The sequence below is a fragment of the Litchfieldia alkalitelluris genome (assembly GCF_002019645.1).
Lineage (GTDB): Bacteria > Bacillota > Bacilli > Bacillales > Bacillaceae_L > Litchfieldia > Litchfieldia alkalitelluris.
The window spans coordinates 3,825,906-3,844,865 of the sequence record NZ_KV917374.1 but is presented as its reverse complement, the minus strand read 5'-3'; the positions used below and the strand labels follow the sequence as shown (position 1 = coordinate 3,844,865).

General features: G+C 36.0%; 14 protein-coding genes and 1 riboswitch. Of the genes, 8 read left to right on the top strand and 6 right to left on the bottom strand.

All coding sequences use genetic code 11. The annotated features are described in order from the left end of the window. Window positions 1–89 precede the first annotated feature (89 nt). The 4 genes from BK579_RS17940 to BK579_RS17925 all read right to left on the bottom strand — a co-directional run bounded on the left by BK579_RS17940 (window position 90) and on the right by BK579_RS17925 (window position 3,100). Complete coding sequence (locus BK579_RS17940; protein WP_078547814.1) at window positions 90–1,319, bottom strand: DUF438 domain-containing protein; 1,230 nt, start codon at window positions 1,317–1,319, stop codon at window positions 90–92. Between the two features lie 12 nt (window positions 1,320–1,331). Then, entirely contained in the window at window positions 1,332–1,559 is a 228-nt protein-coding gene (locus tag BK579_RS17935) for a DUF1858 domain-containing protein (protein WP_078547812.1), read from the bottom strand. 162 nt (window positions 1,560–1,721) lie between these two features. After that, window positions 1,722–2,129, bottom strand: coding sequence for a DUF2500 domain-containing protein (locus BK579_RS17930; RefSeq protein WP_078547811.1), 408 nt, complete (start codon window positions 2,127–2,129; stop codon window positions 1,722–1,724). 116 nt (window positions 2,130–2,245) lie between these two features. Continuing rightward, entirely contained in the window at window positions 2,246–3,100 is an 855-nt protein-coding gene (locus BK579_RS17925; RefSeq protein ID WP_139365117.1) for a bifunctional 5,10-methylenetetrahydrofolate dehydrogenase/5,10-methenyltetrahydrofolate cyclohydrolase, read from the bottom strand. Window positions 3,101–3,182: 82 nt separating this feature from the next. Beyond that, window positions 3,183–3,270: riboswitch (ZMP/ZTP riboswitch) on the bottom strand. A gap of 164 nt (window positions 3,271–3,434) precedes the next feature. On the opposite strand from BK579_RS17925, the gene BK579_RS25715 reads away from it, so the two are divergent. Both BK579_RS25715 and abc-f read left to right on the top strand, forming a co-directional pair. Further along, on the top strand, window positions 3,435–3,587 hold the full coding sequence (locus tag BK579_RS25715) for a hypothetical protein (protein ID WP_169891173.1): 153 nt from the start codon (window positions 3,435–3,437) through the stop codon (window positions 3,585–3,587). Between the two features lie 317 nt (window positions 3,588–3,904). Continuing rightward, window positions 3,905–5,629, top strand: coding sequence for a ribosomal protection-like ABC-F family protein (gene abc-f / locus BK579_RS17920; protein WP_078547807.1), 1,725 nt, complete (start codon window positions 3,905–3,907; stop codon window positions 5,627–5,629). Window positions 5,630–5,773: 144 nt separating this feature from the next. On the opposite strand, the gene BK579_RS17915 is transcribed toward abc-f, so the two are convergent. Then, window positions 5,774–7,285: a NarK family nitrate/nitrite MFS transporter gene (locus tag BK579_RS17915; RefSeq protein ID WP_078547805.1), complete on the bottom strand. Its 1,512-nt coding sequence runs from the start codon at window positions 7,283–7,285 to the stop codon at window positions 5,774–5,776. A gap of 378 nt (window positions 7,286–7,663) precedes the next feature. Here BK579_RS17915 and nirB (BK579_RS17910) point away from each other — a divergent pair, with 378 nt between their 5' ends. From nirB (BK579_RS17910) to BK579_RS17885, 6 genes are all read left to right on the top strand, one after another. Beyond that, window positions 7,664–10,033 (top strand): nitrite reductase large subunit NirB, encoded by a 2,370-nt coding sequence (nirB, locus tag BK579_RS17910; RefSeq protein WP_078547803.1) that lies wholly within the window; start codon window positions 7,664–7,666, stop codon window positions 10,031–10,033. Between the two features lie 229 nt (window positions 10,034–10,262). Next, the gene (gene nasC / locus BK579_RS17905) at window positions 10,263–12,398 is read left to right on the top strand and encodes an assimilatory nitrate reductase catalytic subunit NasC (RefSeq protein WP_078547801.1); all 2,136 of its coding nucleotides are present in this window, start codon (window positions 10,263–10,265) and stop codon (window positions 12,396–12,398) included. A 33-nt stretch (window positions 12,399–12,431) separates the two neighbouring features. After that, window positions 12,432–14,843 carry a nitrite reductase large subunit NirB gene (nirB, locus tag BK579_RS17900; RefSeq protein WP_078547799.1) on the top strand — a complete coding sequence of 804 codons (2,412 nt, stop codon included), beginning with the start codon at window positions 12,432–12,434 and terminating at the stop codon, window positions 14,841–14,843. Window positions 14,844–14,873: 30 nt separating this feature from the next. Continuing rightward, complete coding sequence (nirD, locus tag BK579_RS17895) at window positions 14,874–15,197, top strand: nitrite reductase small subunit NirD (protein ID WP_078547798.1); 324 nt, start codon at window positions 14,874–14,876, stop codon at window positions 15,195–15,197. A 123-nt stretch (window positions 15,198–15,320) separates the two neighbouring features. Next, entirely contained in the window at window positions 15,321–16,133 is an 813-nt protein-coding gene (locus tag BK579_RS17890; protein ID WP_078547796.1) for a uroporphyrinogen-III synthase, read from the top strand. Between the two features lie 210 nt (window positions 16,134–16,343). After that, a complete protein-coding gene (locus BK579_RS17885) occupies window positions 16,344–16,862 on the top strand; it encodes a DoxX family membrane protein (protein WP_078547794.1) in 519 nt (172 codons plus the stop codon). Between the two features lie 815 nt (window positions 16,863–17,677). On the opposite strand, the gene BK579_RS17880 is transcribed toward BK579_RS17885, so the two are convergent. Next, window positions 17,678–18,910: an aminopeptidase gene (locus tag BK579_RS17880; protein ID WP_078547792.1), complete on the bottom strand. Its 1,233-nt coding sequence runs from the start codon at window positions 18,908–18,910 to the stop codon at window positions 17,678–17,680. Window positions 18,911–18,960 lie beyond the last annotated feature (50 nt).

Sequence of the window (18,960 nt, the reverse complement as noted above, 5' to 3'; positions counted from 1 at the left end):
GTTGTTTAGTTCATCTGCACTCTTTGTTTTTGAAATTATATCAACCTATGATCTGTCATCTATTCTGTAATTTTTTCCACAAAAGAACATTAAGATAAAATACGCTTCTCCCCAGTTATTGCTTGTATTGGTCCGATGTTTTGTGTGAATTCAAGTGTTCCCATATATTCTCCTTTTTCATCTCGAACAGCAAAATAACGGATATAGATTGTTTTGTCTTTCATATTTATCCAGAAATCCTCAGATTCCTTGTTTCCAGACTTGAAATCCTTTAGGAGCTGATCAACCACGTGAACACTTTTAGGTGGATGACAGTTATGGACAGTTCTCCCAATGACTGCCTTGGTTCTCGCAAAAATTCGTTCTTTTCCATGTGAGAAATAGCGAACTACATCATCCTTGTCAATAAAGGTAATATCAACTGGTAAGTGATTAAGAATTAGTTCTAGTTGTTTGAGAGAGAGAATACCCGTTTCAAACTGGATGTAGCCTTCAGTCATGGACTCATTCTTAAGAGATGATCTTTCAGGTTTCCATACTCCTGATGGTTCAGTTAAACAATAGCCGATCTCATCACTTTCGTGAGCAATTCTAACCCATTCATCCTCCGTTAAGGTTTGAAGTGCCATTGGTAGAAGGATGTTCTCTTCTTTAAATATCATTTCTGATGCTTCTCGAATGACAAATTTTAATTCAGTGATAACCTCGTCCTTTTCACCTTGATAGTTTGATAGAAGATGTTTTGCTAGTTTAATCCCATTACGGATATGGTCATCAATTCCCCACATCACTTGTGTTGGTCCATTAATTCCATATTTCTCTAGATAAGGGAAGAGAAGATTTTCTTTCCGACTATAATGTTTATCAATGTCTAAAAGTAGATTAAGATCTTCAATCAATTTATAAATATTTTCCTCTGAATCATCTTTTTCAAAGCGTTCAAGATGAAGTTGGAGCTTGAAATTCAATAGCATATCAATTTCTTTATTTTCAAGTTTAAAGGTATGGACCGGATGCCCAGGCTGGTCTTCCTGGTTTGATGAGCCGTGGATTTCTTCAATTGAGCCTTTAAAAATTGCTGTATGAACAGAGCATAAACGCTGCACTTCCGAAACAGGAATACCTTCTTCGTCCATTAATGCTTGTTCAAGGTGCGAAATCTCCGAAATAGAAATATTTCCAATTGCCTGTTCGAATTTTAATTTAACTTCATCCACACTTTTCCCGTGATGAAGTTCCTTAATAATTTCCTTTAACATTTCTTGTCGTTCAGTATCGGTTATTGTTGCCTTCTCACGATTATTAATGATTTCACTCATTGTTTTGCTCCTTTACTCTAAAAGTGTAAAACCTTTTTCTTCCAATGTTACCTTTACACTATCGATAGAAATCCCTCTGAATCTACATCCTTTAGGAATTGTCATGACCCTTCCAGCAGTTTGTAGCATACCTTGATTGGTAATTTTGTCAAAGTCAATCTCTTGCATAATAGGGATAATTTCAGGATATTGGTTACAAATTTCGAGTAGTGTTTTATTTAAATCTATAATTTTATTCATCTATCTCACTCCTTATAGGTAGTGATAATTCTTCTCAGTAAAAATGTAACATACGACATAACCAAATATTGTGATGTGAATCACATGGTTAAGAGTTTTTATAAATAAAAAAAGGATTTGAGTATAGTCTCAAATCCTTCTTTACGAGCTAAAAAAACAATCTTATTTCGATGGCTTTCTTTCAAAACCTAAATATCGAGTTCCTTGGAAGGTTAACATTCCGATGTCACCTTCAGCGAGTAAGCCATATTCTTTCCCCGAAACATGAAACTCAGTGCGGTCACCACTTTCAAATTCAAAAGTCACAAAATATCTTGTGTGTGAGCTTGTAGAGTGGTGATGATTATCGTGATGATGATTGATATTGGATCTTCTAGAGACATCTGTACGTCTCGACTTAACAATTGCTGGAACACTTAGTCTAGGAGATTGTTCATTTTTCCGCCACTGCCCGACTCCTTTGAAAATAGAGAATAAAATACCACCAATAACTATGACAAAAATGATTCCGATAAATAGGGGAACAATCTGAAACATAAACCCGCCACCATTGAAAAATGGATCTGACATAAGCAAAACCCCTTCCACGCTTTCTTTGTATAGTTTACGAGTAAAATGTATAAAAGTTTCATTTAAGTACAAATAGAAAAAAGCAGACATTTGTCTGCTTTTTTAGGGTCTAGCATCTATAATTGTGTCTTTACACTAATTTTTTCTGCAGCTGCAACGGTTTGTTTTAAAAGCATTGAAATGGTTACTGGACCAACTCCACCTGGAACTGGAGTAATCGCGCTTGCTTTTGCGAAGCAAGCATCATAGTCAACATCACCAACATTACCTTCATTATAACCAGCATCGAGGATAACTGCACCTTCTTTGACCCAATCTCCTTGAACAAAATTAGCTTTACCAACTGCAGCTACAATAATGTCAGCTTGCTTGACAATCTGAGGGAGATTTTGAGTGCGTGAATGACAGGTGGTAACAGTCGCGTTACGGTTTAATAACATCATGGAAACAGGCTTACCTAGAATTGGACTTCTCCCAATAACAACTGCATGTTTACCTTCAATTGGTAAGTTGTAATAATCAATAATTTCAATAATTGCGGCTGGAGTACATGATGGATATTCACCAAATCCTAAAGCTGTTTGTCCAAATCCTAAGCTGGTTACACCATCAACATCTTTTTCGATACTAATTGCTTCAAATGCTGCTCTCTCATCTATTTGAGCGGGAACAGGGTGTTGAAGTAAGATTCCATGGATATTTTCATCATCGTTAAGTTCATGAATGACATTTAGTAACTCTTCAGTAGTTGTTTCTTTCGGTAAATCAATGCGTTTAGAAATCATCCCAATACGCTTACACGCATTTCCTTTCATTTTTACGTAAGTAGCTGAAGAAGGGTCATCACCAACTAATATAGTAGCTAGACAAGGTACGATTCCCTTTTCAGTTAAAACCTCTACTTTTTTTTGTAATTGGTCTTTTATCTCTGAAGCCACTTTAGATCCATCAAGAATTAGAACATTTTCCATCAAAAATACCTCCCAAAGAAATAGTATTACCTAAATTATCCAATACTAGTAAAAATGAAAAAAGAGACAAGGGTATCCCCTTGCCTCCTGCCCAGACGAACGGCTTTTATGGCATTTCACGTAGCTCCCCTGTGGTTAACCCCACATTTTCGTCAGTTACTACGATTTATTTTATATACAAAGTTAAATTCATCATTATCATATCATGTTTATTACAGATAGAAAATAACTTAAATAAAGTTAGAATATTTAAATATTTCAAACGTACTTGTTAATCCTACCTGCTATAATAATTATAAAAGTTAAGCAAAATAAGTGAAAGGAGGGAAATAAATTGTCAATTAATAAAATAAGAAGAACGTTGTATTTTGTGGCGAAAATTTTAGGTGATGTTAATGCTGTGAAAAAAGGTACGATTAGCAAACGAATGGCTAGAAGGGCAGTAGGTAAAGTTTCTGGGAAAATGTTACGCAAATTATTGAAATAGGGAAATTCTGGTTGACTTTTTAAACTAATTACATATACTAAAATTATTGATGTCGAAAGGAATGGTATGTGCCGATGAAGTTTTAATCTTATTTTCTACCCGATTTTTCAAATAGCGAAAAAACGAGTACCTAGAGAATAGGATTAGTCTGCCCATTTTACCATTCACAAATATAACCTTGATATTTATAGAACTTAGTTTTTTCTTTGTTGCTATGAATGTTGTTTGTGTATGCAAAAAAAGCGTTAATCCTCTCTAGAGATCTAGGGAGGTTTTTTTGTTATAGCAACCTTAATTAATATTTTAGAGGTGAGTTTATGACAATCATGAAAATAAGAAACATTCAAAAAGAGTTTGGTGACCAAATGATTTTGAAGGATATTAATTTAGATATAAAAAAGGGAGCTAGGATGGGGATTGTCGGTAACAATGGTGCCGGAAAAACAACACTAGCAGAAATTATTTCAGGAAATCTTGATTATGATAAAGGAGTAATTGAAGGCGAATATAGTTATATAGGATACCTCAAACAATCATTGGAACATGAATTTATGGATCATTTTATAGACTACGATTCAGAGGCAATATTTAAGTTAACGAGTGAATTAGGCTTGGATAAATTCCACGAATGGAATAAAGATCGATTTAAAGCCCTAAGTGGAGGAGAAAAGCTTAAGCTATCTCTTTCAAAAATTTGTTCGAAAAATCCAGAATTACTTTTATTAGATGAACCGACAAATCATTTAGATTTTAAAGGTATTAGGTCGCTAATCCAATACCTGAAAAATTATCAGGGAACAGTTTTAATTATATCGCATGATCGCTATTTTTTGGATCAAACAGTGACTGAAATAATAGAATTAGACAATGGAGAATCTAAACTTTATACAGGGAATTACTCACAGTACCGAATGGATAAGGAACGGGAATTTCGCGAGCGAAAGCATCACTATGATGTTCAAGAAAAAAAGAGAGCAAAAATAGAAAATCAAATTAACAAACTACGAAATTGGTCATCAAAGGCTCATGAAACATCGACCCAAAAGGAAGGATATAAAGAACATTATCGAGTAAAAGCAAAGAAAAAGGATACACAAGTTAAATCGATAAAAAAGAGATTAGAAATAGAACTAGCAAAAAATAAAATCGATAAACCAAAAGAAGACAAAACTATTCATTTTGACTATGATCAAAAACATAGTCGTCATGGAAAGAGAATTATAGAAGCATACCAAATGACCAAATCGTTTGATGAGAGAAAGTTATTTATCAATAGTGATTTTTATATTAAACATGGCGAAAGGTTAGCGATCATTGGAGAAAACGGAGCGGGGAAGACCACCTTACTAAGTATGATTTTAGGTGAAGAATTAGTAGAGAGTGGAGATCTTTGGATAAGCGATTCTTTGAAGGTTGGCTTTCTAAGTCAAGAGGCAGATGAGCTGGATATAACTAAAACAGTATTGGACATTTTAAATATTACTGATCGTGATCAGCTAAGTAAAGCTCGAACGATTCTTGCTAGAGTTGACTTGCATGAAGAAAAATTAAAGATTCCAATTGGTAATTTGAGTCTCGGTGAACGTACAAGAATAAAATTAGTAAAAATATTAATGACAGAAGTAGATTTATTAATATTAGATGAACCCACAAATCATCTTGATTTAGCGAGTAGAGAGAGCTTGGAGAAGATCCTTTCAGATTTTGTAGGAACTTTACTCATTGTCTCTCACGATACCTATTTTATTGAGAAACTTTGCAATCGGCTTTTAGTCATTGAAAATAAAAAAATCACCAGGTGTGAGGTTAGTTTTGGTGAGTATAACCAAACAACACGCAAACCCAAAAAATCAAATGATGAAAGAGAGAATGAGTTGAAAATACTTGAAAATGAAATTAGTTTTTTAATAGGGAAAATATCAATACTTTCAAAAGAGGATAAAGAGTATGAAGAATTTGATCGTAAATTACTTGAGTTACTAAAAAGGAAAAGAGAAATTAGTAACCATTTAATGCTATCTTGTAAACGTTGTTGCTTGTGAGGATTTAAAGAGAGTTAAGAACGAACCAAGTAGTGTGGCATCTTTCCTTTAGGATTTAATCCATTTGAACAATAAACAACAATCTCTCAGAAAAGACTAAAGTTAAGAGGAGAATGGGATTTATCATCCCATTCTCCTTTCGTTCTACAAAGCTTTTTTCTTAGCAACAGGTACCTGTGTATCTAAAGTTTCCCCCTCAGAAAGATCCTCTGAAGACAAGTAATATTCTTCACCAAATGAATTCTTTGGTTCTTCTAGGAAGAAATAGCATATCACAAAGCTGGTTATTGCACCTCCAGCAAGGATGAAGAAAAATTGCTGAGGAGTAACGAATGTATAAAGTGTTAGATAAATAGTTGCTCCAACATTCCCATAAGCACCAGCCATTCCGGCGATTTGACCAGTAATGCGCTTCTTAATCATTGGAATGACAGCGAATGTTGCTCCCTCTGCACCTTGAACAAAAACAGATGTAAGCATAGTTAATAATACTGCAAATACCAGTGGCCAACTTGAATCAATAAAGCCCATACCGAGAAGTCCTATAGAAATCCCAATCATGTAAACTAACATAACATTTCTTCGGCTTCCCATTCTATCTGATAATAGTCCACCTAATGGGCGGGCCACAAGGTTAATGAAAGCAAACGACGCTGCAATAATCCCAGCTGTTGCAGGAGTTAGAGAAAATGTTAATTGGAAAAACATAGGTAACATAGATACAATTGCAAGCTCAGCACCAAAATTGGCAAAATATGTACTATTCAATGCAGCTACGTTTTTAAATTTATACTGATCATCTTTAGGTACACCAACTCTTAATATTGGAACATTGACCTTTAGTATTTGATAAACTTGGTAAATGAAAACTAGGCCTATGATTACCCAAATTGTATATAATGCCGCTGTTGAAATGAAGTTAAGTCTTTCTAGTCTCCAGGAACTAACCGCAAGAGCACCGCCTAGTGGAATAGACCATAAAATAAGCTGAATCATGTCTTTCCAACTACTAACTTCCATCGCACCTGTTCTTTTTGGCTTGATTAAAGGTTTCCCTTCTGGTGTATCACGAACAACGAAATAATAAATGATTCCATAGGCAAAACAAATAACTCCAGTAATGGCCAAAGCATATCTCCAGCCTTCATCGCCACCGAATAACGTTAATCCTATATAAGGTAAAACCATAGCAGCAGCAGCAGAACCAAAATTACCCCAACCTCCATAAATTCCTTCTGCAAAACCAACATCTTTTGGTGGAAACCATTCAGAAACCATCCGAATGCCAATGACAAAACTGGCACCGATACTCCCAAGAATTAATCTAGAGATCATTAATTGTAGCCAGCCGTCTGCAAAAGCAAAGACGATTGCTGGAATGGACATTACTATTAATAAAGAAGAGTAAATGATTCTAGGGCCAAAACGATCTAATAACGTACCAATGACAATACGTGCTGGGATTGTTAAGGCAACATTCAATATCCCTAATGCTGCAATATGCTGTGGTGTTAACCAATTCATACTTTGCATCATGGTTGTTGCCATTGGAGCCATATTGTACCATGTGAAAAATGAAATGAAAAAAGCAAGCCAAGTAAAGTGTAAAATCTTCATTCGCTCATCTTTGTATTTAAATAGATCTGCAACTTTCATTTTTATCCCGCCTTTTTTTCTGAATTTTAAAATTACTTAATCATATACATACCACCAGCATTTTGTCATGTCGTTTGTAAGCTTTTCTAACACGAGCAAAGAGCTTGGTATTATTAAATAAACACTATGTTCATAGTGTTTAAAGCGTTTACGATAACTTTTAAAATATTTTTTTAATGGAATTAGGTATTTTAAAAGGATTTTTATGTAATCGCTTTCTCTTAAAAACATGAATTTAGGACTTTGGTTTTGAAAAATATTTTTTGTAAAAAATGTGATGTTTTTTAACTTGTCATGTGATAACATCTAACATAAGGTTAATTTGTTAGAATTTTAAAAATACATTTTGGAACATACCTTACAAAATGGAGGTGTGATGTGAAAAAGAAAAGATTGATTGTCGTTGGAAATGGAATGGCCGGAATTCGTTGTGTTGAAGAAATTATAAAAAACGATTCTAATCAATTTGAAATCTCTGTTTTTGGATCAGAGAATCACTTAAATTATAATCGTATATTACTATCTTCAGTCCTTCAGGGAGATGTATCAATGAGTGACATTACATTGAATACAGAAGAGTGGTATAACCAAAACAATATTCAACTCTATAGAGGTGAAACAGTTGTCAACATAGATAAAGAATCCAAGACCGTACTAACCGATAAAAATCAGATTTTACCGTTTGATAAATTAATCCTAGCGACTGGTTCAAATCCTTTTATTCTTCCGATACCTGGGAACCACTTGAAGGGTGTTGTGTCTTTTCGTACAGTTGAGGATTGCAAAAAAATCATTCAACATTCTCGAACAAATCAAAAGGCTGTGGTGATTGGAGGAGGCGTATTAGGTTTAGAAGCTGCACGAGGCCTCTTGAATATGGGAATGGATGTTCATGTAGTTCATATTTCAAAAACAATTATGGAACGTCAGTTAGATTTAACAGCAGCAGTCATGCTCCAGAAGGAGTTAGAATCACAAGGAATGAAGTTTCTATTAGAAAAAGAAACTGAAGCGATATTGGGAAATGAGCAGGTGGAAGCAATACGTTTTAAGGATGGTTCGATTGTTCAGACTGCTTTGGTAGTTATGGCTGTAGGTGTAAGACCGAATATAGACTTAGCTAAGAAAAGTGGAATTGAGACAAATCGTGCCATCCTTGTGAACGATTCCCTAGGAACTAGTTCACCAGATATATATGCTGTGGGAGAATGTGTAGAGCATCGGGGAATTGTTTATGGATTAGTTAAACCCTTATATGAACAAGGGAAGATATTAGCAAAGGAAATTTGTGGGCTGGATCATAAAGAATACACAGGAACGGTTCTATCGACACAGTTAAAAATATCAGGCGTTGACGTTTTTTCAGCTGGTAGCTTTCAAGAAAATGAAACAACAAGCACAATTATGCTTAAAAATGAATGTTCGGGTGTATATAAAAAAGTAATTATAAGTGATTCAAAAATCATCGGTACAGTCCTATACGGGGATACTTCAGATGGTCCGAGATTGTTAAATCTTATTACCAAGAAAATCGATGTGAGTACAATGGCTGAATCTGAATTACTTCAGTCACAAGATCAATTGCGTTCAATTCATGAGATGCCTTCTAGTAGTTTAGTTTGTAATTGTAATAATGTAACAAAAGAGAATATTATTGGTGCGATAAAACGTGATGGGTTAGAAACGATTGATCAGGTGAAAGCATGTACGAGGGCTTCTAGCTCTTGTGGAAGCTGTAAATCCTTAGTGAAAGAGCTTCTATTATATACAAATAGTCCTGGTTTCAATGAGGTGTTTCAGAATAAAACATTATGTACTTGTACCTCTTTAACTGAAGAAGAGGTTGTAGAGAAAATACAAGAACACTCTCTTGTATCACTAAATGAAATATTTGAGGTGTTTAACTGGAATAACAAAGTTGGCTGTAATGTTTGCAAGCCAGCATTAAATTATTATTTAAGTATGATTTACCCTGAATATGAAACAGAACAAGAATCGTTGTTTATAAATCAGCATAAAAATGCTTTTCTTGAAAAAGATGGCACTTACACAGTCGTTCCACAAATGTACGGAGGATTAACAAATGGAGAACAATTGCAAAGAATAACAGCAGTCGTTCAAAAATATATAATCAAAAAAGTCGCAATAACAAGTGATCAACGGGTTCAATTAATGGGGATTAAAAAAGAACAACTTGAAGAAGTATGGTCTGAATTGAATATGCCACTTAATTTAACATACGGAAGTACTGTGAAAAATGTAAAAACTTGTATTGGCGAAAATAAATGTCAATGTGAAAAAGAAACAGCATTGAAGTTAGCGGTAGGCATCGAAAAACAGGTTGAATTTCTAAATACACCGTTTCAATTAAAGGTGGGAGTATCTGCATGCATTCATAACGGGGCAGGTTCCACAACTAAAGATATAGGGCTTATTGGTATTGACCGTGGTTGGGAGATTTATATTGGTGGAAGTAGTGGACGACATGTACGTGAAGGTGAACTTTTGTGTGTCGCTCAGTCAGAAATTGAGGCCGTTCAAATGGTCACTTGTCTTATCCAATACTACCGGGAAACAGCTAACTTCAAAGAAAGATCATGGCATTGGATGGATAGACTTGGCTTAATTCATCTAAGAGAAGTATTATTCGATCAAGAACTGCGTGGAATTTTAAAAGAACGCTTAGAAACAGATAAAAAATACGTGGAAGATAAAACCCTACTTGTAAATGGTAGACCAACATGCTAATTAAATCCGCACCATGGAGAATGAAAATTTTTCTTCTTCTCAGTGTGGAATCTACGGAGAGCCACTCGACTCCTGCGGGATGTAGAGGTTTCGTGAGACTCCGCAGGAGCAGCAGCGAGGCTCAGGGACCTCCCGCGGTATCCCGCGAGTGGATATCAGCGAATGCCACTCGCTAATCCTTGTTATTTTCAGGGAAGACATTAAATTGAAGTAGAAAGGGGGAGAACCTTTGACTGAATTATTATTAAAATACTTTCGATCAAAACAACAAGAAATTGAGTCAGAAAAGGTCTATGATACACAGTGTCCATTTTGCAGCATGCAATGCAAAATGCAGCTAATAGAACAAACAATTGTTACAAGAAAACATTACCGAGTCGTTGGTAAAGATAACCCCACAACTGAAGGGCGTTTATGTATAAAAGGAATGAGTGCTCACCAACATGCTTTTCACCAAGATCGTATAAAGACACCGTTACTAAAAGTAGATGGAACTTTTATCCCCATCTCGTGGGTTCAGGCACTTGACTATATTAAAGAAAAAATCATGGCAATTCAATCAAAAAGTGGGACCGATGCCATGAGTGTATATGGAAGCGGGTCATTAACCAATGAAGAGTCCTATCTATTAGGAAAGTTTGCTAGAGTCGCCTTAAAAACTAAATATATTGATTATAATGGAAGGTTTTGTATGTCAGCAGCAGCTACAGCTGCAAATCAAGCATTTGGAATCGATAGAGGATTAACCAATCGACTATCAGAGATACCTTCTGCAAAATGTATTATTTTAGCTGGAACAAATATCGCTGAATGTCAGCCGACAATCATGCCATATTTTGAAAAGGCAAAAGAAAACGGTTCTTATATTATTGTGATAGATCCTAGAGATACTGCTACAGCCAAAATAGCGGATTTACACCTTAAAGTGAAGCCTGGAACAGATGCTGCACTTGCAAATGGTCTATTGAAATCAATCATTGATGAAAATCTTATAAATCCTTCATTTATTGAAGAAAAGACAAAAGGCTACCAAGAATTAAAAGAACATTTGAATCAGCTCGATTTAGGTGAGATTAGTGAATTAACAGGTATCCCGACTGAACAGATAAGAAAGTGTGCCGAGATGTTTGGTAAATCAGAAACAGGGATGATTTTTACAGCTAGAGGGGTTGAGCAGCAAACCGATGGGTATTTAGCTGTTAGGAATTTTTTGAATATTCTTTTAGTTACTGGGAAGCTTGGAAAAGAAAACTGTGGATATGGTGCTATTACAGGACAAGGGAATGGTCAAGGGGGACGGGAGCATGGACAAAAAGCGGACCAATTACCAGGTTATCGTTCGATTGAAAACGAAAAACATCGAGAATATATTTCAAAGGTATGGGAAATTGAAGAAAAAGATCTACCAAGAAAGGGTGTCTCAGCCTATGAAATGATGGAAAAGATTCATGAAGGTGAAATAAAAGGGTTACTACTAATGGGGTCAAATCCAATCATTTCTAATCCGAATGCCAATTTTGTTAAAAAGGCTCTAGAAAAATTAGAATTTTTCGTTGCTATTGATATGTTTATTTCTGAAACAGCTGCTCTTGCTGATGTAATCTTACCAACATCTTCTTACCTCGAGGATGAGGGAACCATGACAAACATGGAGGGCAGGGTAATATTACGTGAAGCAAATAAAAGCGTGCCAGGTGAAGTCAAGCATGATTGGCAAATTTTATCTGAGATTGCAAGTGTGCTAGGAAAAGGTAGGTATTTCTCTTATCAAACAGCTGAAGATATTTTTAATGAACTAAGAGTCGCTAGTCGTGGTGGTCTTGCTGATTATTATGGAATAACTTATGACCGTCTTAAACATGAAGGAGGAATATTATGGCCATGTCCAGATGTAGACCATGAAGGAACAGACCGTCTTTTTGATGTAGGATTTGCACATGAAGATCAAAAAGCAATTATGATACCTGTACAAAACAGTCCTGACATAAAAAAAGAAGAAGCAAATGAGGAATATCCATTATTACTTACTACTGGAAGGGTCATGGCTCATTATTTAACAGGGGTACAAACAAGAAAGAGTCCCTCTCTCTCTGCAAGAAATATAGAATCATATATTGAAATTCACCCTTCAACTGCAGAGGAATTTGGAGTAAGGGACAAATCTCTCGTGAAAATTCATTCACGGAGAGGAACAATTGTGGTAAGAAGTAAGATTACTGAAGAAATCAGGCCAGACACGGTGTTTGTGCCCTTCCACTGGGCCGATACTCAAAATGTCAATCGTTTAATTGGGGATACATTAGATCCAACTTGTCGGATGCCAGGCTTTAAGGTTTGTGCTGTTTCCATACATCCAGTGATTTAAGGGAAATTTTAATAGTTATAAGGGGGAAGAAGGATGGAAAAGAAGAAATTGATTCTTGTTGGTAATGGAATGGCTGGTGTAAGAGCAATTGAAGAAATTTTAAAAACGAATAGCAATATGTTTGAAATTACAATTTTTGGTAGTGAACCACATCCTAACTATAACCGAATTCTATTATCGAAAGTTTTACAGGGTGACACTGAAGTAAAGGACATTACCCTAAACAACTGGGAGTGGTATAAGGAAAATAACATTACATTATATACTGGCGAATCGGTTACAAAAATAGATTCAGAGAATAAAGTTGTTTATACAGATAAGGATAGAACTGAGTCTTATGATGAATTAATTCTTGCAACAGGCTCTCTCCCTTTTATCCTACCAATTCCAGGTGCCGACAAAAAAGGAGTTACAGCATTTAGAGACATTAAAGATACAGATGAGATGCTTGCTACTTCTAAAAAGTATAAAAAAGCTGCTGTTATTGGCGGTGGTTTGCTTGGATTAGAAGCTGCTCGAGGTTTATTAAATTTAGGTATGGAAGTTTCTGTTATCCATATTGCTTCATCTCTAATGGAGCGACAGTTAGATCAAACAGCAGGGAAAATGCTTCAAAAAGAATTAGAAAACCAAGGAATGAACTTCTTGCTTGAGAAGCATACAGAGGCAATCATCGGTAACGAAAGAGTCGAAGCAGTAACCTTTAAGGACGGTACACAAATAGAAGCAGATCTTGTAGTAATGGCAGTAGGTATTCGACCGAATGTTGAATTAGGAAAGGACGGCGGATTAGCTGTCAATCGTGGAATTGTAGTTAATGATTATATGGAAACCAGTGTCCCACATATTTATGCAGTGGGTGAATGTGCCGAGCATAATGGGATTCCATATGGATTAGTCGCACCTCTCTTTGAACAAGGAAAAGTTCTTGCGAAGCAAATATGTGGTGAAGAAACGAAGCCTTATAAGGGTTCAGTTTTGTCCACTCAGTTAAAGGTGTCTGGTGTTGAAGTATTCTCAGCTGGAGACTTCATTGAAGATGAAGAAAAGAAAGCTCTTAAAGTATTTGATGACCAAGATGGTGTATATAAAAAGCTTGTGTTCAAAGGAAACAAAATTGTTGGAGCGGTATTGTTCGGTGACAGTAGGGATGGAAATCGTTTATTCTCAATGATTAAAAAACAAGAAGATGTATCAGATACAATGAAAGTTGCGATTTTACAACCAACAGGTGGTGAATCAACGGAAAGCTTTGTAGCGACGATGAGCGATGATGAAATCATTTGCGGTTGTAATGGAGTTTCTAAAGGAACAATCGTTCATGCCATTCATGAAAAGAGTTGCACAACGGTTGACCAAATAAAAGGTTGTACGAGTGCAACTCGTTCTTGTGGGGGGTGTAAATCTTTAGTTTCAGACCTGCTTCAACATACACTTGGGTCTGATTTTGATTCCTCATCTCAAAAGGAAGCAGTTTGTGGTTGTACGTCATTATCAAGAGATGAAGTGGTTGAGGAAATCCGAGCAAAAGGTTTAACTCATGTAAAAGAAGTGATGCATGTGTTGGACTGGAATAGTTCAGAGGGATGTTCAAAATGTCGTCCGGCCATTAATTATTATTTAGGGATGGTTAATCCAACAACCTATAAAGATGAAAGAGAATCACGTTTTGTGAATGAACGTATGCACGCAAATATTCAAAAGGATGGAACATACTCAGTTGTACCTCGTATGTATGGAGGCGTAACAAATGCAAATGATCTCCGAAAAATTGCTGATGTTGTTGATAAATATGAAATTCCATTAGTAAAAGTAACAGGTGGTCAAAGGATCGACCTGTTTGGTGTAAAAAAAGAAGATTTACCGAGTGTTTGGGAAGAGTTAGATATGCCATCAGGGTTTGCATATGGTAAATCTTTAAGAACTGTTAAGACGTGTGTTGGTGAACAATTCTGTAGGTTTGGAACCCAGGATTCAATGGGTCTTGGAATTGTGTTGGAGAAAAAGTTTGAAGGTCTACAAACTCCACATAAGGTGAAAATGGCAGTCTCTGCTTGCCCGAGAAGTTGTGCTGAATCAGGATTTAAAGATATTGGGTTCATCGGAATTGACGGTGGATGGGAGTTGTATGTCGGTGGAAATGGTGGGACCCATGTACGCGGTGGCGACTTGCTTTATAAGGTAAAAACAGATGAAGAAGCAATAGAAATCACAGGTGCTTATCTTCAATACTATCGTGAAACGGCAAATTATTTGGAACGTACCTCGGCTTGGATCGAACGTGTAGGATTAGAACATGTGAAATCTGTTTTAGATGATAAATCGCAACGTGATGAGCTTAATGCACGAATGGATGCAACACTTTCTGTTTACAAGGATCCTTGGAAAGAAATTATTGAAAATAAGAAAACAAAGAAGGAATTATTTGAGCTTGTTAAATCTTGATTAAAGGATTCTTAAAAAGGAGGGAAATTGATGGTAAATCAAAGTATAACTAAAGTGTTGGTTGGTTCCATTCATGAATTACCAGACCGTTTAGGCAAAACAGTAAGAGTGGGTGAACGAGAGGTTGCAGTATTTAAGCTATCTGGTGGAAGTGTAAGAGCTGTCGAAAACCGCTGTCCACATAAAGGTGGAGTGTTATCTGAAGGGATTATAAGTGGTGAGTTTGTGTTCTGTCCTATGCATGACTGGAAGATTTGCCTTGATGATGGAAAGGTACAGGAGCCCGATCATGGCTGTGTTAAGACTTTTAAAACATCGATCGAGGGTAATGAGGTATATCTTTATCTAGAATAGTTGAAAAGGAAAGCATCCGTGTAATTTTGACTGGATGCTTTCCTTTTGTAAAGATGTTTACTAAAAACTATGAATATGATAGTTTTAACTAAATGTAGATAAAGAGGTAGGAGGCAAAATGATTTGAAGAAATTAGAGGGAAAACGGGTGGCGCTTGTTGGTCCACGTAAAGCTGAAGAAATAAGTACGATTGTGAAGAATCTTGGAGGCACTCCCCTTGTACGTCCAGCACAAGGGACTGTTTTTTTAGATGATTCAAATGTCGAAGAAAGTATAAAGCGTCTAGTAAGTGGTGAATTTCATTGGATTATACTGACAACTGGTGTAGGCACAGAAAGGTTATACAATACATCTGTAAAGCTTGGGCTAGGTGAGGAATTTCTTTCTAGTTTACAAAAGATAAAGATAGCTGCAAGAGGATATAAAACCGTCAACATGTTAAAAAAATTAGGCGTAGCCCCACTAGTTCGCGATGATGATGGAAGTACAGCAGGACTAGTTCGCAGCCTTGGTTCCCATTCACTAGAAAAACAGAACGTAGCACTACAATTACATGGAGATCCAGCTCCATTATTAATAGCCTGGCTGGAAAAAGAACACGCTACCTATGAAGAATTGTTACCTTATATTCACACACCTCCCGAAGAGGAAAGTCTTGAGTTGTTAGTGAGAGAACTATTAAATGGAGATATTGACGCAGTTGCTTTCACTAGTACTCCACAGGTGCGATTTCTAATGAGTTATGCTAGAGATAAAGGTCTAGAAGAAGAGGTTCGTCAAGTGTTTGAAGGACAAGTTATTGCTTTAGCTGTAGGTAAGGTGACAGCACAAGCTTTACGTGAGGTAGGAATAAAGCGAATTGTTTATCCTGAAAATGAAAGAATGGGTAGCATGATTGTTGAATTATCAAATTATTATCAAAATGTGACTAAATAAGACCAGTAGTTAACTCTATATCCTTTGGGTATGGAGTTTTCCTTATATATACTCAATCATCTATAAGCACAATGGCTGTAATAAAAAGTTCAAAACTTATTGACTAATATGTGAATAACTTCACATATGTATTGAAGAGGGGTTTATGGGATAGTAAGATTAAGTCATAGAAATACATTAAAAACAACTTTATTAAAGGAGAGGTTCAAGATGATTAACACATTTCTTAGAGAAAATACTTGGGCAGCAGGGATTTTAACTGTATTAAGAGTGTATCTTGGATGGAGTTGGATGACAGCTGGGTGGGGGAAAATTACAGGTGGCTTTGATGCAGGTGGTTATTTGAACAACGCATTAGCTAATCCAGTAGCTGATAAGGCAACGGGTGCAGCAGTATATCCAACATATAATGCATTTATTGAAGGTGTAGCACTTCCAAACGTAGGTATGATCAACTTCCTTATTCCTTGGGGTGAGTTTTTAGTAGGTTTAGGACTAATTGTAGGCTGTTTAACAACTGCTGCGATGTTTTTCGGTTTAATGATGAACTTCATGTTCATGTTCGCAGGAACAGTAAGCACAAATCCTTGGATGGTTTTAATTGGAACTATTATTCTAGCAGCTGGTGCAAATGCAGGTAAATATGGAGCCGATTATTATGTCCTTCCTTATTTAAGAAAAGTAACAAATTTCGGTTTGAAAAAAGACGTTAATACCGACGTAGCATAAGTGATACCTATGAAATTATAATATGTTTTTTAAATTATAAAACGCTGAGAACTCAGCGTTTTTTTGCATTAAAAGAAGAGGAAAGTACTCTAACGGGTTACGTTAACTAGCGCAAACAATAAAAATGTAATGGCAAAATGACCTTCAAATTGTATGGTAAATTTGGAGGTCTATTTTTGTTGATATAAAGGGATTTCGATAATTATTATTGGAAAATTTTTAATACAATTTGTAATATAAAAATGTTGGGGTACAATAGCTTGTTTGCCTTAGCGATATACATTACATTTTTATGATATTTTAGAAAATGTTGGTTAGGCTCTGTTAAAACTGAAGGTTGATTCCAACGTGTTAGGAAAATAAGTGGAGAAACTTCCGCTAAATTGGGAAATACCCATATTTCCTAAAAAATAAAGGGAGTTTTCCGTTTATATTACCCTAAACATTAGATTTTGTCTGATTTAGAACAGTTAACGGGAATTTCTCCGCTTATATCCGCTTCTAAAGCTCCCTTAAATAAAATAAGAGGCATTTTTCCCCTTATAATTCTCATACTACGCAAAATCGATTCGAGAAGGTGGAGGTTTACAAACTTCCACCTTCTCGAATCGAAATAATTAGCAATTAAAAAATAGCAAGGGTGGAAATCTTTTTAAATGTTTTTTAATCCACCTGGCCTTACAAATTGTCCTGCATTTTAGAGTGTAAAAAAAGATTGCATTTTGGATTTGCATTTTTCTGTACTAATTGACGTTTTGCGACAGGAAACGGAACCCGTTAGAAGCTTTTAACTTCCTCTTCTTTCAACATCTTTATTAAAACGCCCAATTCCCATTTCTAAACACTGCTTCCACAGTACCATCTTCCTTAATTCCATCAATATCCATATCGGCTGATCCAATCATGAAATCGACATGTGTGATACTTGTATTCACACCATTTTTCTCAAGTTCTTCTTTAGACATCGTCTTTCCGCCTTCAATACAGAAAGAATATCCGTTTCCGATTGCAAGATGGTGTGATGCATTTTCATCAAATAACGTGTTAAAGAAAATAATATTTGAATTTGAAATTGGTGAATCATGTGGAACAAGCGCAACTTCGCCTAGATAGTGGGAGCCTTCATCTGTTTCAACAAGTCTCTTTAGTGTTTCTTCTCCGGCTTCAGCACTTACATCTACAATACGTCCATTTTCAAACGTAACTTTGAAATTTTCAATTAAATTTCCACCATAGCTAAGTGGTTTTGAGCTTGTAACATAGCCGTTAACTCCAGTTTTTAAAGGAACCGTAAACACTTCCTCAGTTGGCATGTTTGCTACGAATGGAGTACCTTGCTCATTATCACTTCCGCCACCTATCCAAACATGTGTGTCAGGTAGTTCAATCGTTAAGTCAGTTCCAGGTGCTTTATAGTGCAGTATTTTGTATTTCTTTTCATTAAGGTATTGTTCTTTACTTTTTAGGGTTGCATTGTGTTCTTTCCACGCTTGAACTGGATCATCAAGGTCAACTCTTGTAGCCATGAAAATTGCATCCCAAAGTTTTGTTTGTTGTTCTTCTTTAGGGATATCCGGGAAAACTTTTGCTGCCCATGCTTCTGAAGGAACAGCAACAATAGACCAACTAATTTTATCTGATTGAATAAAGCTTCTGAATTTTTCCATTGCCTGTCCATAAGCTTTATTAGCATTTGCGATTCTCTCTGGGTCAACACCTTTAAGAAGATCAGGGTTAGAAGATACAATAGAAAGGATAGCCGCGCCTTCTTCTCCCATTTCCTCATACCCCTTTGCTTTCCAAACTGGGAACTCATTAAATGCTTCATCAGGTGCTAAATCATATTTAATTCTAGTTGTTTCTTCATCAGACCACTCAATATGTACGTTCTTTGCTCCAGCTTCATACGCCTTTTTAGCTACTTTTCTTACATACTCAGCAGTAGAAATTGGTGCGTTAACAATAAGTGTTTGCCCTTTTTGAACGTTTACACCAACGCGGACTGCTAGGTCTGCATACTTCTCTAAGTTTTGCTCAAATGTGCTCATTAGGAATTCCTCCTTAATTATGTATGTTTTTATATTACCACAAAACGAAA

Excerpts from the sequence above, each read along its gene's own strand:
- abc-f (WP_078547807.1), top strand. The coding sequence starts at position 3,905 with ATGACAATCATGAAAATAAGAAACATTCAAAAAGAGTTTGGTGACCAA.
- BK579_RS17885 (WP_078547794.1), top strand. The coding sequence starts at position 16,344 with ATGATTAACACATTTCTTAGAGAAAATACTTGGGCAGCAGGGATTTTA.
- BK579_RS17935 (WP_078547812.1), bottom strand. The coding sequence starts at position 1,559 with ATGAATAAAATTATAGATTTAAATAAAACACTACTCGAAATTTGTAAC.
- BK579_RS17940 (WP_078547814.1), bottom strand. The coding sequence starts at position 1,319 with ATGAGTGAAATCATTAATAATCGTGAGAAGGCAACAATAACCGATACT.
- BK579_RS17925 (WP_139365117.1), bottom strand. The coding sequence starts at position 3,100 with ATGGAAAATGTTCTAATTCTTGATGGATCTAAAGTGGCTTCAGAGATA.
- BK579_RS17915 (WP_078547805.1), bottom strand. The coding sequence starts at position 7,285 with ATGAAAGTTGCAGATCTATTTAAATACAAAGATGAGCGAATGAAGATT.
- nirD (WP_078547798.1), top strand. The coding sequence starts at position 14,874 with ATGGTAAATCAAAGTATAACTAAAGTGTTGGTTGGTTCCATTCATGAA.
- BK579_RS17930 (WP_078547811.1), bottom strand. The coding sequence starts at position 2,129 with ATGTCAGATCCATTTTTCAATGGTGGCGGGTTTATGTTTCAGATTGTT.
- BK579_RS17880 (WP_078547792.1), bottom strand. The coding sequence starts at position 18,910 with ATGAGCACATTTGAGCAAAACTTAGAGAAGTATGCAGACCTAGCAGTC.
- nirB (WP_078547799.1), top strand. The coding sequence starts at position 12,432 with ATGGAAAAGAAGAAATTGATTCTTGTTGGTAATGGAATGGCTGGTGTA.